11 protein-coding genes and 2 tRNA genes are annotated in these 15,427 nt (G+C 35.2%); 7 read left to right on the forward strand and 6 right to left on the reverse strand.

The window, feature by feature from the left end; genetic code table 11:
- Positions 1–35: 35 nt before the first annotated feature.
- Entirely contained in the window at positions 36–1,631 is a 1,596-nt protein-coding gene (locus FOL89_RS11615) for a peptide chain release factor 3 (RefSeq protein ID WP_144282968.1), read from the reverse strand.
- Between the two features lie 156 nt (positions 1,632–1,787).
- Here FOL89_RS11615 and FOL89_RS11620 point away from each other — a divergent pair, with 156 nt between their 5' ends.
- Positions 1,788–2,618 (forward strand): CPBP family intramembrane glutamic endopeptidase, encoded by an 831-nt coding sequence (locus FOL89_RS11620; RefSeq protein ID WP_144282969.1) that lies wholly within the window; start codon positions 1,788–1,790, stop codon positions 2,616–2,618.
- Between the two features lie 67 nt (positions 2,619–2,685).
- Here FOL89_RS11620 and FOL89_RS11625 read toward each other — a convergent pair whose 3' ends face one another.
- From FOL89_RS11625 to fbp, 4 genes are all read right to left on the reverse strand, one after another.
- Positions 2,686–3,846, reverse strand: coding sequence for an MFS transporter (locus tag FOL89_RS11625; protein ID WP_144283070.1), 1,161 nt, complete (start codon positions 3,844–3,846; stop codon positions 2,686–2,688).
- Between the two features lie 162 nt (positions 3,847–4,008).
- Complete coding sequence (locus FOL89_RS11630) at positions 4,009–5,682, reverse strand: glutamine--tRNA ligase/YqeY domain fusion protein (RefSeq protein ID WP_144282970.1); 1,674 nt, start codon at positions 5,680–5,682, stop codon at positions 4,009–4,011.
- Positions 5,683–5,914: 232 nt separating this feature from the next.
- Positions 5,915–6,934, reverse strand: coding sequence for an o-succinylbenzoate synthase (locus tag FOL89_RS11635; protein ID WP_144282971.1), 1,020 nt, complete (start codon positions 6,932–6,934; stop codon positions 5,915–5,917).
- On the reverse strand, positions 6,934–7,950 hold the full coding sequence (fbp, locus tag FOL89_RS11640) for a class 1 fructose-bisphosphatase (protein ID WP_144282972.1): 1,017 nt from the start codon (positions 7,948–7,950) through the stop codon (positions 6,934–6,936). The genes FOL89_RS11635 and fbp overlap by 1 nt, the downstream gene beginning before the upstream one ends.
- Before the next feature lie 314 nt (positions 7,951–8,264).
- Between fbp and FOL89_RS11645 the strand changes: the two genes are divergently transcribed.
- The 6 genes from FOL89_RS11645 to recA all read left to right on the forward strand — a co-directional run bounded on the left by FOL89_RS11645 (position 8,265) and on the right by recA (position 14,111).
- Positions 8,265–9,503, forward strand: coding sequence for an aspartate kinase (locus FOL89_RS11645; protein ID WP_144282973.1), 1,239 nt, complete (start codon positions 8,265–8,267; stop codon positions 9,501–9,503).
- Between the two features lie 22 nt (positions 9,504–9,525).
- Complete coding sequence (locus FOL89_RS11650) at positions 9,526–11,367, forward strand: lysophospholipid acyltransferase family protein (RefSeq protein WP_144282974.1); 1,842 nt, start codon at positions 9,526–9,528, stop codon at positions 11,365–11,367.
- Between the two features lie 90 nt (positions 11,368–11,457).
- Positions 11,458–11,530 (forward strand) — tRNA-Phe (locus FOL89_RS11655).
- A 52-nt stretch (positions 11,531–11,582) separates the two neighbouring features.
- Positions 11,583–11,655 (forward strand) — tRNA-Phe (locus FOL89_RS11660).
- 78 nt (positions 11,656–11,733) lie between these two features.
- Positions 11,734–12,930 (forward strand): oxygenase MpaB family protein, encoded by a 1,197-nt coding sequence (locus FOL89_RS11665; RefSeq protein WP_144282975.1) that lies wholly within the window; start codon positions 11,734–11,736, stop codon positions 12,928–12,930.
- Between the two features lie 179 nt (positions 12,931–13,109).
- Positions 13,110–14,111 (forward strand): recombinase RecA, encoded by a 1,002-nt coding sequence (gene recA, locus FOL89_RS11670; protein WP_144282976.1) that lies wholly within the window; start codon positions 13,110–13,112, stop codon positions 14,109–14,111.
- A 154-nt stretch (positions 14,112–14,265) separates the two neighbouring features.
- Here the strand turns inward: recA and FOL89_RS11675 are convergent, their stop codons facing one another.
- The gene (locus tag FOL89_RS11675; protein ID WP_144282977.1) at positions 14,266–15,423 is read right to left on the reverse strand and encodes a hypothetical protein; all 1,158 of its coding nucleotides are present in this window, start codon (positions 15,421–15,423) and stop codon (positions 14,266–14,268) included.
- Positions 15,424–15,427: the final 4 nt, after the last annotated feature.

Genomic DNA, 15,427 nt, shown 5'->3' on the forward strand with positions numbered 1-15,427 from the left:
TGGTTGCAATCTACTTAAAATAATTTACGCTGCTATTATGAATTTTGAAACTCACTAATGAAATGAAGCTTCACATTAGGAAATTTTTCCTGAGTCATATGAATGGTAAAAGAAGAATCTGCCAAAAATACAAGCTGATTGTATTTGTCTCGTGCTAAAAATCTCTGTTTCAATCTGGCAAATTCCTTGAATTCTTCAGATTTCTCATCTGCTTCCACCCAACAGGCTTTATGCATAGAAAGTGGCTCATAAGTACATTTTGCTCCATATTCATGCTCCAAACGATATTGTATTACTTCATACTGAAGTGCTCCAACGGTTCCGATAATTTTTCTGTTATTCATTTCAAGAGTAAACAGCTGGGCAACACCTTCATCCATCAACTGATCAATTCCTTTAGCAAGCTGTTTTGCTTTTAAAGGATCATTATTATTAATATATCTGAAATGTTCAGGAGAGAAATTCGGAATTCCTTTGAAACTCAATTTTTCGCCGCCCGTCAATGTATCTCCAATTCTGAAATTTCCTGTATCATGTAAACCTACAATATCACCAGGAAAACTTTCATCTACCACCTCTTTTTTATCAGCAAAGAAAGCATTGGGAGAAGAAAATTTCATTTTTTTTCCTTCCCTTACTAATAAATAGTTTTCGTTTCTTTTAAATGTTCCTGAAACAATTTTCACAAAAGCCAAACGGTCTCTGTGTTTAGGGTCCATATTGGCATGAATCTTAAATACAAAACCCGTGAACTGATTTTCTTCCGGCTTTACTATACGTAGATCACTTTCTTTGGGTTGTGGCATCGGTGCAATATCAATGAACGCATCCAAAAGCTCACGAACTCCGAAATTGTTTAAAGCTGAACCGAAAAATACAGGCTGAAGGTCTCCTTTCATATAATCTTCACGGCTAAATTCAGGATAAACAGACTGTACAAGATCTAGCTCTTCTCTTAAAGTAGCTGCTGCTTTTTCACCGATTACCTCATCAACAGAAGTATCATTAATATCATCAAACTTAATTGCCTCGCCAACTTTCTGTTTTTTCTCTTCCAAAAAGAGCTGTATATTATTTTCCCAGATATTGTATATTCCCTGAAAATCACTTCCCATACCAATCGGTAATGAAAGCGGACAGACTGTTAATCCCAGTTTTTGTTCTACTTCATCCAGCAAATCAAATGCATCTTTACCTTCACGGTCTAGCTTATTGATGAAAACCAACATAGGAATATTTCTCATACGACAAACCTGAACCAGTTTTTCTGTCTGTTCCTCAACCCCTTTTGCTACATCAATCACAACAATAACAGAATCTACAGCGGTTAAAGTTCGGTAAGTATCTTCAGCAAAATCTTTGTGACCGGGAGTATCAAGAATATTAATTTTGTGATCTCTGTACTCAAATGCCAAAACGGATGTTGCTACAGAAATTCCTCTCTGCCTCTCAATTTCCATGAAATCGGAAGTAGCTCCTTTTTTTATTTTGTTGGATTTTACTGCGCCAGCTTCCTGAATTGCACCTCCGAAGAGAAGTAGTTTTTCGGTAAGAGTGGTTTTTCCGGCATCGGGGTGAGAAATAATCCCGAATGTTTTTCTTTTTTCTATTTCTTTGATTAAGTCTGACATATCGTATTTTGAAGTTGCAAAAATCGTGAATTTTAATGGATTGTGAAAATCTAATATTTCGGAACAGAGTACCTTACATTTACTTGTTCAATTATAAGGCTGATGTAAGTGTTTTCAACGACAAAAAAATTATCTTTGTTACTGTAATTTTTAGACATGGAAAAAAACAGATATCCGAAATTTATTTTTGATTGGGTGGGAGGTTTAATTCTTTTTGCAGGCTACATTGCAGGAAGTATGTTGGTAGGCTTTTTTATATTGATTGTGAAGGTTCTTTTTCAGATTGATGTGGCTCAGAAGCCTTGGTTTCTAATGCTTGGCAATGCTGTGGTATTTCCATTAATTATTGCCTTTTTCGATTTTTTTGTAGTGCGTCCTTCTACAAAAATGAAATTGAATTTTAATTTTTCACCCACAAATTTTTCTACCTACCTTCTCGTTTTTCCTATGATGTTCGGAATGATGCTGATAGGGGAATTTACGACCTCGCTTATTCCAACAACAGGACCTTTTTTTGGAGATATTTATCGGTTTTTTGAAAATGTAATGAAAAGTTTAACTGATGATCCAGCCGTTATGATTATAGCAGCTGTGATTATGGCACCCGTTTTTGAAGAAATTATTTTCAGGGGAATCATTCAGAAAGGGATGATTAATAACGGGGTAAAGCCTTGGAAGGCAATTGTAGTTGCGTCTTTATTATTTGGTCTTATTCATGGAAATCCTTGGCAATTTGTAGGAGCATCGTTGCTAGGAACGGTTTTAGGATTAGTTTATTACAAAACAAAATCATTGCTTTTGCCGATTCTGCTGCATGGTTTTAATAATTTAACTTCATCAATTCTTATTTTTTATACCCAGAAAGAAAGTTTTGCAGAGGCTTTTCGTTTGGAAGAATGGATGATATTAATTATCGGAATTATATTGTTTGCGTTATTTTATTACTTATTTATGAAAAAACATAAAATACATTATTCTGAAAATTAGCATCGGTGAATTTAGGAGTAAAGTATAAAAAAGCATATCAATTTTCATGATATTCTTTTTTTAGTTATTAATTTTTAGGCTTAATCATCCATGGAATAATAAAGTAGAAAGCAGTGGCGGTCACCGTAAGCAGAATACCGGTTCCGATCCATAAAATCATAAAACCAAATTTTTCAGCTATTAAAGTTCCAAGGTAAGGAGTTATAATAAATGCAATAGAAAATGCAATCCCATTGAGTCCCATATAAGCTCCTTTATTGTTTTTTCCGGATCTGAGAGCCGTAATTGTTGACATAAATGGTAATGCCCAAATTTCTCCCACAGATAGCAAGGTCATCGAAATAATCAGCGTTATCATGCTGTAGTCAAATCCAAGCATTGTATAAGAAAGTCCGCAAATAAAAGTTCCCAAAAACATAGTTTTGGCTAAGTTGAGGTATTTTTCTGCTGCCTGAACCAATCCCATTTCCAATAATACAACTATAAAACCGCTGTAACCCAGAAGATAACCAATATTCTGCTGGCTTATATGCGCTGTTTCTTTATAAAAAATCGTCAAAGTACTAAAAAGCTGAAAAAAACATATTGAAAAAAGCATACACAAAAAACAGTAAATCAGAAATTTGCCATCTTTATAAGGTGAGTTTTCTTTTTTCAGTTCAATAGCTTCTTTTACTTTTCTTGCTTTCAATTTTGCTAATTTATTCCGTTTATTAAAAAAGATAATATATAGAATACCTGCTGACAGCGCAGCCAGAGCATTAGAATAAAACAAAAACTCATAAGATATTGCCGATAAAATTCCACCTAAAGCAGGACCGATGGAAAACCCCAGATTAATTGCCATTCGGTTTAGAGAAAAAGCCCGTGTTATGTTTTCAGGTTTTGCATATTTGGTAATAGCAACTGAGTTGGCAGGACGAAATGAATCGCTTACAATACTTTGCAATAAAATGATGGCTGCCACTCCGATTTCTGTTTTAAATAATGGAATTAAACAAAATAACGGAACACTCAATAATAAGCTGAGATATTGTACTTTATATTCTCCGAATTTGTCGGTTATAAAACCTCCAAACCATGAACCGATTACCGAACCGATTCCAAAGAAACTTAGTACAATACCCGTGTTTTCTATATTAAATTTTAAATGGTCAGTCATGTAAACACCCAAAAAGGGAAGTACCATCGAACCGGAACGGTTGATGAGCATAACCAAAGCTAACATCCAGCTTTCTTTAGAGAGTCCTTTGAAGGAGTTAGTGTATAAATGTATAAGTTTCACAATTTCTAAAATTTAATAGTTTATTTAATAGTCCGGATTTATAAAAACGAAAAAACAGGACTTAAAAAATAAGCCCTGTTTTATTTATTTAAATAAACAATTTTTTTACTCCGGCTTATAAGAGTCTTTCAATGTCACAGTTCTGTTGAATACAAAATTGGTATCCGTAGAATCCTGGTCTTTTGTAAAATAGCCAATTCTCTGGAATTGAAGAGGTTCTCCAATCGCAACATCTTTTAAGCTTGGCTCAGCAAATCCCTGAATTGTCGTTACAGAATCAGGATTGATGAAGTTTAAGAAGTCTACATCTTTCTCTGCATCAGGCTGTTCTACTGTAAATAATTTATCGTAATTTCTTACTTCCACCGGAATTGCGTGTTTTGCAGAAACCCAGTGAATCGTGCCTTTTACTTTTCTTAAGCTTTCTTCAGTTCCGCTTCCAGACTTAGATTTTTCGTCATAAGTCGCATAAATTGTCGTGATTTCTCCGTTTTCATCTTTTTCTACTCTTTCTCCTTTAATGATATAAGCAGATTTCAGGCGAACTTCACCGCCTAACTTTAATCTGAAAAATTTGTTATTTGCTTCTTCCTTAAAGTCTTCACGCTCAATATACAGTTCTCTTGAAAACGGAATTTCTCTTGTTCCTGCATTTTCCTGTTCAGGATTGTTTTCTGTTTCCAGCCATTCTTCTTTTCCTTCAGGATAGTTTTCAATGATCAATTTCACAGGATCTACCACCGTCATTACACGTTTTGCGATCTTATTCAAATCTTCACGAACGCAGAATTCCAATAGCTGAATTTCAATTAAGTTTTCTCTTTTGGCAACTCCTACTTTTTCAATGAAATTTCTAATGGATACTGGGGTAAAACCTTTTCTTCTCATTCCGGAAATCGTAGGCATTCTCGGATCATCCCAACCATTCACTACTTTTTCGGCAATCAGCCTCTGTAGTTTTCTTTTCGAAGTAATCATGTAAGAAACATTCATTCTCGCAAATTCTCTCTGCTTGTTTTTTACTTTTCCTTCTTCATAAACCTGATCTAAATACCAGTTATAAAGCGGTCTGTGATTTTCAAACTCCAAAGAACACAGTGAGTGAGAAATTTGTTCGATATAGTCAGATTCACCATGCGCCCAGTCGTACATAGGATAAATTTTCCACGCCGTTCCTGTTCTGTGGTGAGGTTTGTTCAGAATTCTGTACATGACAGGATCACGCATATTCATATTGGGCGAAGTCATGTCGATTTTTGCACGAAGAGACATCGAACCGCTTTCAAATTCTCCGTTTTTCATTCTTTCGAATAAATCTAAAGATTCTTCAACAGGACGATTTCTGTATGGTGATTCAATTCCCGGTTCAGCAGGATTTTTTCTCTGCTCAGTGATCAATTCGGAAGGCTGCTCATCTACATAAGCTTTTCCTTCTTTAATAAGCTGAACTGCCCAATCGTAAAGCTGCTGGAAGTAATCGGAAGCGTACAACTCTTTATCCCATTTAAAACCAAGCCATTCAACATCTTTTTTTATTGAATCTACAAATTCCTGTTCTTCTTTTTCAGGATTTGTATCGTCGAAACGGAGATTTACGGGAGCATTGTATTTTTCGCCTAAGCCAAAGTTGATGCAGATCGCTTTTGTATGTCCTACATGCAGATAACCGTTGGGCTCAGGCGGAAAACGGAAACGGATATGATCTCTTTCCAGACCGTTTGCCAGATCTTCTTCTATGATTTGCTCAATAAAATTGAGTGATTTTTTTTCTTCTTCCATTAAGTTCGCTTTAAAAGTCGCACCAGACGACAATTTGCAAATTTAGTAAATTTAGATGTTTAAAAAAAAATAAAGATTTTTAAAGAAAATTCACAACTATTGGAACTTTTTCACGATTTTTGCTTTACCAAAAAATAAATATTACCTGTACGTTATGAATAAGTTCAAAAAAAAATTCTCTGACTTTTTAAATTACATCAAAAAATCTATTTTTATTGATGGTGTAGTTTAACTATTTTTCAAGAATACCTGTTTCAAAGAAAAGTTTATCCCCATCTAAATGTAAGGAACTGGAAAAGTTATTTGTAAATAAATTTCCTGTTCCTAATCCTTGGGGCATATTGCTTTTCTTTGTAAAAGTGTACTGAGAAATAGCATTAAGACCTATGTTGCTTTCCAGTGCTGAGGTAATCCACCACCCAATATTAGTTTTTTCGGCAAGGAATATCCACTCATCTGATCCGGAAAAACCTCCAACTAGTGCAGGTTTTAGGATGATATACTGAGGTTTGATTGTTTCAAGGAGCTTTTTCTTTTCAAGATAATCAGTTATACCTATTAATTCTTCATCCAGCGCAATTGGAATTGGTGTATCAAAGCATAACTCTGTCATGTCATCCCAATTTCCTGCTTTTATAGGCTGTTCTATAGAATGAATTTCTAAATCTGCTAGTTGCCTCAAAACGATCTTTGCTTCCTCTTTAGTAAAACCTCCATTAGCATCAACCCGAATTTCAAGCTGGTCTTTTGTGAATGTTTTTCTTAACTCTTGAAGAATTGTATATTCCGATTGCCAGTCTACACCAATTTTTAATTTAATACAATAAAAACCGTTTTCCAGCTTATCTGTAATTTGTTCCTGCATATATTCAACATCACCCATCCAGATCAGTCCGTTGATTGTTATTGCTGATTTTCCTTCGGTAAACTCGCTCGGGAAATAAATGTTTTTTCCATGTTGGAGATTGAGCATTGCCTGTTCGTAACCAAACCAGATTGAAGGAAATTCTTTTAATTCATCCTTTAAAAAGTCAGGGTTGTGATTGATGTTTTCACAAAGCCATTGCAGTTTTTCTTCATAATCGGGTCGGTCATCAAAGCTCAATCCCCGAAAAATTGCACATTCACCGATGCCTTTTTTATCCTTGTCGAAAACTTCGAGAATATAAGTCTCCTTATCAAGCAAAACGCCGCGAGATGTTCCACTCGGGCGTTTAAATTGTAATAAATATTTAAAATATTTTGCTGTCATTATTTTACACTGTCAATTCGCATAAATTCTTCTGCTTTTTCTACCATATCAACACATCCACAGAAAAATGGTATTCTTTGATGAAGTTCTGTCGGCTCAATTTCCAGAATCCTTCTAAAGCCGTCTGTGGCTTTTGCTCCTGCTTGTTCAGCCAGAAAAGCCATCGGATTACATTCATACAGCAATCTTAGTTTTCCGTTTGGAGCCTGCGAATAAGAAGGGTAGATGTAAATTCCTCCTTTAAGCATATTCCTGTGAAAGTCTGCAACAAGCGAGCCGATGTATCTGGATGTGTAAGGTCTGTCGCCTTCTTCCATCTGGCAATATTTAAGGTAATTTTTTACTCCTTGAGGAAATTTGATGTAGTTTCCTTCGTTGATGGAATAAATTTTTCCTGTTTTCGGAAATGTCATGTTAGGATGAGAAAGATAGTACGTTCCTAAAGAAGGGTCAAGTGTAAAACCATTTACTCCGTTTCCTGTTGTATAAACAATCATGGTTGATGAACCGTAAATCACATAACCGGCTGCGATCTGATTGATTCCTTTTTGTAAAAAATCTTCAAGCTGCACAGCAGTTCCGGGTTCTGTAACTCTTCTGTAAATAGAAAAAATGGTACCTACAGAAACATTTACATCAATGTTTGATGAGCCGTCAAGAGGATCAATTAATACAACATATTTGCTAAGATGTCCGTTTTCTCCACATTTGATGTCAATAAAATCATCATTTTCCTCAGAGGCGATTCCGCAGACTACTTCTCTTTGGGATAAAGCTGTAATGAAAATCTCGTTAGCGATTACGTCTAGTTTCTGCTGTTCTTCCCCCTGTACATTTTCATTTCCTGCTTTTCCGATGATATCTGCAATACCTGCTTTATTAACTTCCCTGTTTACAACTTTAGATGCTAATCTTATGGCACTCAGAAGACGCGAAAACTCTCCTGTGGAATATTGGAAGTCATCCTGTTTGTCAATAAGAAATTCCCCTAAGGTCTGTAATGGCTGATTTGACATATTTTATTTTTTACGATTTGTTCCAAATTTCGGAAAATTTATTTCAAATAAAAAATTAAATAAGTAATTATTTAAATATTTGAAATTCAATGTTTTATTGTTTTATTTCTGTTGTTGTTATCAATTTTTCATTAATAATAAAAAACTAATTCAATGGTTAAAATTGATTATTTCAGGAATATTCCGAATTTTAATAAAATCTTAATCCTATTACAATACTAGGGTATTTCATATCTCGGTGTAAATTTATAATTTTGTGACCCATAAAAAACGATCGTCAATTTTTATCTAACAATTTTATTTCTAACTATTTAATGAAAATTTTTAAGTTTGGTGGAGCGTCAGTAAAAGATGCCGCAAGTGTAAAAAATGTATCTATGGTTCTTGAAAGTCAGGGATTTGAAAAATGCCTTCTGGTGATTTCGGCTATGGGTAAAACAACCAATGAACTGGAAAAAGTGGTTGAACTGTACTTTAGTAAAGAAAATTACCAAACTGAAATTGAAAAGATAAAACGAAAGCACATCGAAATTGCGGAAGGTTTATTCCCTGAAAAGCATGCAGTATTTGCAGAGATCAATTTGTTTTTTGATGATATAGATTCATTTTTAAGACGAAATAAATCTCCAAACTATAATTTTGTTTACGATCAGGTAGTCAGCTGCGGAGAAATGATTTCTACAAAAATTGTAAGCGAATATCTGAATGAAATTCAGTTTAACAACCAATGGCTGGATGCAAGAGATTTTGTGAAAACAGATAATTCTTACCGTGAAGGGGTGGTAAACTGGGAAAAAACAGAAGAGTTTATTTCACATCTAAGCAAAGAAATATGTTATGTAACGCAGGGTTTTATAGGTTCTGATGAGAATAATTTTACCGTCACTTTAGGAAGAGAAGGATCAGATTATTCTGCGGCTATTTTTGCTTATTGCATGAGCGCAGAAGCAATGACTATCTGGAAAGATGTTCCCGGTGTGATGACAGGAGATCCAAGAAAATTTACAGATGTTACTCTGCTTTCCAATATTTCCTATGAAGAAGCGATTGAGATGGCTTATTACGGAGCTAGCGTAATCCACCCTAAAACACTGCAACCATTAAAGCAGAAAAATATTCCTTTCTTTGTGAAATCTTTTATAGATCCTTCTAAAGCAGGAACAAAAGTGGGGATTTCAGATAAAAATCAGAATGAGGAATCTTATATTTTAAAGGAAAGCCAAACATTACTAAAAATTTCAACAAGAGACTTTTCTTTCATCGCTGAAGATCACATGAGTTTGATTTTTAATTACTTAGCTAAATATAAAATTAAGGTTTCTTTGATGCAAAACTCGGCAATTTCTCTCGAACTTTGTCTTGAAGATAAATTTAATAATATAGGTGAACTGGATGGTGAGCTGCAGAAAGTGTTTAAAACAGATATTATAAAAAATGTATCTTTATTTACTGTAAGGAATGTAAAAAAAGAAAATATCGACAAATTTTATCAGGGAAAAAGTGTATTATTGGAGCAAATTGCAAATAATACACTGCAAATGGTAACACAATAAAACTAATTTCGACTAAAAACACATGAGCTTAATCTCGAAAAACGATTTAATACAAGCTGCCGGTCTGAATAAAATAGGTTTTCTAAAGAATCCTGTTGCTTCTGCTGTGATGAATATTACAAAAATAAATGAAGTCAACAGGCTTTATGATAAACTAAAAGATAAAGAAGGCAAAGATTTTTTTGATTCGTTTGTTCGGGAAAGAAATTTAAGCTACATCGCATTTGAAGAAGATCTCGCTAAAATTCCGAAAACAGGACCATTCATTTTGATTTCCAATCATCCGCTTGGAGCAATAGACGGAATTTTGATGTGCAAAGTTCTTTCAGAGATCCGACCAGATTTTAAAGTGATGGGAAATTTTCTGTTGGAGAAAATAAAACCCATGGAGCCTTACGTGATTCCTGTCAACCCTTTTGAAGGAAGAAAATCTATCAGGAATAGTGCAACGGGAATGCGCGAAACACTTAAGCATCTTGAAAATGGCGGTTGTGTAGGGATTTTTCCGGCAGGGGAAGTTTCCAATAAGAATAATCCTTACGGAGAGATTTTGGATCGGGAGTGGGAAAAACCTGCTCTTAAATTGATCAGGATGGCAAAAGTACCTGTAGTTCCGATGTATTTTCATGCTAAAAACAGTACTTTATTTTATCAGGTTGCCAAAATTCATCCCAATTTGCAGACACTGATGCTTCCGACTGAGATGATGAACGACCGTGAGAAACCAATCAGAATAAGAATAGGACGTCCCATTACCGTAAAAGTGATGGATGAAATGGAAAACATTGAGGAGCTGGGTGAGTTTCTGAAGCGTAAGGTTTACATGATGAAATCTTATTACGAAAAAAGAAAATCTATCGCACAGTCTATTAATCTCAAAAATCTGTATGTGAAATTTCCTTTGCTAAAAGAAGAAAATATTGTACAGAATATCATAGACGAAACACCAAAAGAAGACATTCTGAAAGACATTTCCAAGCTGAAAGGAACAGACAGAATGCTCTTTAGCAATGGTAATTATGAGATTTATTTTACTCCTTACGAAGAAATTCCTTCAGTAATGAGAGAGATCGGAAGACAAAGAGAGCTTACTTTCCGTGCAGTAGGTGAAGGAAGCAATCTGCCTTTTGATCTGGATGAGTATGATCAGCATTATCATCATTTGTTTTTGTGGGATAATGCCGCCGAAAAACTTGCTGGAGCTTACCGTATGGCATTAGGTAAGGATGTGATGAAGAAATTTGGAATAAAAGGTTTTTACACCAGTTCTTTATTTGAATTTGAGCAGGATATCCATCCATTCTTCAAAAAAGTGATAGAAATGGGGAGAGCCTACATTTGCGAAGAATATCAGCAGAAGCCGCTTCCGTTATTCTTGCTGTGGCGTGGAATTGTTCATGTATGCTTAAGGAACCCTGACCATAAATTTCTGATGGGCGGAGTAAGCATTTCCAATAAATTTTCTGAGTTTTCCAAATCATTGATGATTGAGTTTATGCGTTCTAATTATTATGATTCTGCAGTTGCTCAATACATTACTCCGAAAAATGATTTTAAAGTAAAACTCAGAGAACGTGATAAACATCTTTTTCTGAGTGAAATGAATGCAGACCTCAACAAGCTGGATAAGTTTATTGATGATCTGGAACCTGAACTCAGAATGCCGGTTTTAATTAAAAAATATATTAAGCAGAATGCGAAGGTTATTGCTTTCAATGTTGACCCAAATTTCAATGATGCGATTGATGGTCTCATGTACATTAGAATAAGTGACCTTCCGGAAAGCACGATAAAGCCGGTTTTGGAGGAAATGAGCGAGCAGATAAGAAAAGAACAGGAAAATAATCAAGCTGAAAATCAGTAAGTTTTTATTTTCATCAAAAAAATGTTGCGTAATACTTGCTTCATATACCAAAACTTCCTACTTTTGCATCACTTTAAAACAACGAAGTAAGGTTTCTTAGCTCAGTTGGTAGAGCAACGGACTGAAAATCCGTGTGTCCCTGGTTCGATTCCTGGAGAAACCACAAAAACCGCCTGTAAAAAGGCGGTTTTAATTTCAAAAGTTTTAAATGGTAAGGTTTCTTAGCTCAGTTGGTAGAGCAACGGACTGAAAATCCGTGTGTCCCTGGTTCGATTCCTGGAGAAACCACTCAAAACCACTCTTTTTTCAGAGTGGTTTTTGTTTTTTGGCTAATTACGTAATATTAATATTGTAATTTTGTTATCAATGAAAGAATACAGATTACAGCCCAGATTTAAAGATTCATCTCATTTTAAAAATTTTTGGGAACAAGGAAATGGTAAACAGCTGATTGATTTGTCCGGCGCTGAAGTCAGTTTTAAAGACTTTGACCAGTTTTCTGAATTCTACTATCATATAGACAAAGTAGGTGATGAAGTAGTGAAGGATGTTTATTTTACAAAAAAATTTCACGAAGCATCAAGAGAAATAGAACAATATATCAGAAATGGTGTTTCTGTAAATGAAAACGTACCTGAAAGCGTAAAAGAATTGTTTGAACAAACACAGAAAATACCCGACTGGCTCAATTATGACCTTCTGAAAAGCGGAGCAGAACTTTGTATGAGAAGTAACCTTGATTCGCTTATTTCCTTAAGAGATTATTGTCTGATCGGAGGTTATGATTACGCTTACCTCAATAAACCTCTGATGGCTACTGAAGCCTTAAAAAAAGGTGCGGTGAAGAGACTTTCGGAGACGCTTGATTTTTGGGTGAATGTTACCCGTTACAATGCGTTGAAAATTCGTCATAAAGGATACGAATTTGCGATTAAAACAAGGCTGATTCATTCTTACGCAAGACTTTCTATTAAAAAAAATTACAAAGAATGGGATACTGAAAACTGGGGAGAGCCGATTAATTCATGGGATATGATGGCAACCTACATTGGCTTTAGCCTGGTTTTTATGCACAGTCTGAAAAAGCTTGGAAATGTTGTTTCTGACGAAGAAGAGAAAGGACTTTTTCATCTCTGGAAATATGTGGGATATCTTTTGGGGATTCCTGAAAAGATTCTTCCTGATGACAAAAAACAGGCAACAGAATATTTTTATCTTTGGACAGCTGTTCAGCCCTCTTCGGATAATGATTCTGTATTGCTTGCTAATTATCTGCTCAATGAATCATTAGAAAATCCGATACTTAAATATCAGTTCCAGCGCAGAAATCTCCGTTATCTTCATATTTGCTGCACATGGTATTTATTGGGCGATGAGGTCTGCAAACGGTTGAAAATTCCGGATGTACCTTTTAAAAGCGGATTTCCTCTCACTAAAAAGTTCATAAACAAAATGTACAATAATCTGATAAGCCGGAAATCAAGGATTAAAAGAGGAAATAAGGATCAGATGAAAGTACTTGAAGACTATCTGAATATTACAAACAATTCCAATTTTCATTAAAATCAAATGACTTTTTTGATCCGAATTTTATCTGCTCAAAATATTCAGAGACTTTTGTTTTAATCATCGCATCAGTGAAAAATTATACTTTTTTTAACATCTGCAAACATTTTCAAACCCAAATAAAATTAGATTTTAATAGTAAAATTTCGTATTTTTGATAAATTATATTTAATCGAATGAGTAATATTGACGATAAGAAAAAAGCACTTGCACTGGTGCTTGATAAATTAGATAAAACGTACGGAAAAGGTACGGTAATGACATTAGGAGATGATTCTGTTGACAATACTATTGAAGTAATACCTTCAGGCTCTTTAGGATTAGACATCGCATTAGGAGTGGGAGGTTATCCAAGAGGCAGAATTATTGAAATTTATGGTCCTGAATCTTCAGGTAAAACAACTTTAACGCTTCATGCTATTGCAGAGGCTCAAAAAGCCGGCGGAATTGCTGCTTTTATTGATGCTGAACATGCTTTTGACAGATCTTATGCTTCGAAATTGGGGATTGATCTGGAAAATCTGATCATTTCACAGCCGGATAACGGAGAGCAGGCTTTGGAAATTGCAGATAATCTTATCCGTTCCGGAGCTATTGATATTGTAGTCATTGACTCTGTGGCTGCATTGACTCCTAAAGCTGAAATTGAAGGTGAAATGGGAGACTCTAAAATGGGTCTTCATGCAAGGTTGATGTCACAGGCTTTAAGAAAATTAACAGCTACTATCTCAAGAACGAAATGTACTGTGATTTTCATCAACCAGTTGAGAGAAAAAATAGGGGTGATGTTTGGAAATCCTGAAACAACAACAGGTGGAAATGCTCTTAAATTTTATGCTTCTGTAAGAGTTGATATCAGAAAGGCAAGCGCTCCTATTAAAAACGGAGATGAAGCTGTCGGAAGCCGTGTAAAGGTAAAGATTGTGAAAAATAAAGTTGCTCCTCCTTTCAAACAAGCTGAATTTGACATCATGTACGGAGAAGGAGTTTCTAAAGTAGGAGAGATTCTTGATACCGCAGTTGACCTGGGTGTTGTAAAGAAAAGCGGATCATGGTTCAGCTATGAAGATTCTAAGCTGGGACAGGGAAGAGATTCTGTAAAAGATGTTTTGAAAGACAACCCTGAACTGGCGGAGGAAATAGAAGGTAAAATCAAAGAAGAACTGAAAAATAAATAAGTTTTTTTCTTATAATAAATTAAAGGACTGCTCGAATAAGGGCAGTCCTTTTTTAGTGAAAATAATTTTAATGAATTATATATGATTCATTAAAAAACACGCCTGAATTTCAGGCGTGTTCTTTTGTTAATATGAAGAAAATAATATTAGAATATTATAAACCAGCCCATCCTGTAGCCCAAGTCGGAGTATTTGTTCCGTTACCGGCTCCTGTTGCAGAGTTATTTTCAACAAATGTATTAGCTAGAACGGTTACAGCTGATCCTGCAGTGCTTTTTGCAGAAGCTTTTGTATTAACTGTTTCGAATTTTACATTCGTAATTTTGTTGGTTCCGTTAAAGTATGCTACTGAAGCATCGTGTTCTACGTTGATACCAGTTGCCCAGTTAGACAAAACGATATTATCAAAAGTACCATAAGTACCAACTCTTAATTTTATTCCGTCAGCTTCACCCGTTGTTCCTCCTATGAAAGTAGCATTCTTGATGGTAGGATTAGATCTTGGGCTTGCATTATGGTCATTTGAGTTGTTATCAGCTTCAATTCCTCTGTTACCAACACCATTGGCTCTTCTTTTAGTATAAATGTTTGTTGCAGTACCATTCCAACCTTCAGTCCAGTCAAAAGCATCATCTTCATTAGATACAGATACAACATTAGAAACATTTACGGTTCCTCCGAAGAATTCAATCCCATCATCAGATCCGTTGATCATAGAAATATTATCAATAGTAGTTCCGTTACCTACTCCGAAAAGAGAAAGACCGTTAAATTCCTTATCAGCAGTAAATATTGCTCCCGCATATTCAATTCTTACATATTTTAGTGTTCCTGAATTGTCTGATACGTTTGTTCCGCCATACGTAGCATTACCAACTTCTGCTGTAGCTGTAGTTCCTTTATTGATAGGTGCTTTTCCGCAGATTACCAAACCGCCCCAGCTTCCAGGTGTAGCAACTGGAGAAGTGAATACGATGGGTGAAGAAGCAGTACCATTTGCAAAGATCTTACCATCTTGTTCAACTGTAATATATGCAGAAGTACCACCTGTAGCTTCAATTCTTGTACCTGCAGGAATTACCAAAACCCCACCTGCTTTCACTGCAACAGCACCTGTAAGCTTATATACTTTAGCAGGATTAAGCGTAACTGTTTCACCAGATTTTACCTCTCCTTTGAAGTTGTTGGGATCTGAAGCGATTCCTGTTACAACAATTTCTTCATCATCATTATCACTACAAGAGTGAAATACTACAGTGGTAGTTGATAAGATTAATGCTGCGGCTAATAATTTTAAAGTGTTCTTTTTCATTTTT

The organism is Chryseobacterium echinoideorum, from assembly GCF_007474535.1.
GTDB classification, from domain to species: domain Bacteria; phylum Bacteroidota; class Bacteroidia; order Flavobacteriales; family Weeksellaceae; genus Chryseobacterium; species Chryseobacterium echinoideorum.

Bases quoted from the DNA above. Each gene is read 5' to 3' on its own strand.
- FOL89_RS11630 (WP_144282970.1), bottom strand. From the start codon at position 5,682: ATGGAAGAAGAAAAAAAATCACTCAATTTTATTGAGCAAATCATAGAA.
- FOL89_RS11645 (WP_144282973.1), top strand. From the start codon at position 8,265: ATGAAAATTTTTAAGTTTGGTGGAGCGTCAGTAAAAGATGCCGCAAGT.
- FOL89_RS11675 (WP_144282977.1), bottom strand. From the start codon at position 15,423: ATGAAAAAGAACACTTTAAAATTATTAGCCGCAGCATTAATCTTATCA.
- FOL89_RS11625 (WP_144283070.1), bottom strand. From the start codon at position 3,846: ATGTTAGCTTTGGTTATGCTCATCAACCGTTCCGGTTCGATGGTACTT.
- FOL89_RS11635 (WP_144282971.1), bottom strand. From the start codon at position 6,934: ATGACAGCAAAATATTTTAAATATTTATTACAATTTAAACGCCCGAGT.
- FOL89_RS11615 (WP_144282968.1), bottom strand. From the start codon at position 1,631: ATGTCAGACTTAATCAAAGAAATAGAAAAAAGAAAAACATTCGGGATT.
- FOL89_RS11665 (WP_144282975.1), top strand. From the start codon at position 11,734: ATGAAAGAATACAGATTACAGCCCAGATTTAAAGATTCATCTCATTTT.
- fbp (WP_144282972.1), bottom strand. From the start codon at position 7,950: ATGTCAAATCAGCCATTACAGACCTTAGGGGAATTTCTTATTGACAAA.
- recA (WP_144282976.1), top strand. From the start codon at position 13,110: ATGAGTAATATTGACGATAAGAAAAAAGCACTTGCACTGGTGCTTGAT.
- FOL89_RS11620 (WP_144282969.1), top strand. From the start codon at position 1,788: ATGGAAAAAAACAGATATCCGAAATTTATTTTTGATTGGGTGGGAGGT.
- FOL89_RS11650 (WP_144282974.1), top strand. From the start codon at position 9,526: ATGAGCTTAATCTCGAAAAACGATTTAATACAAGCTGCCGGTCTGAAT.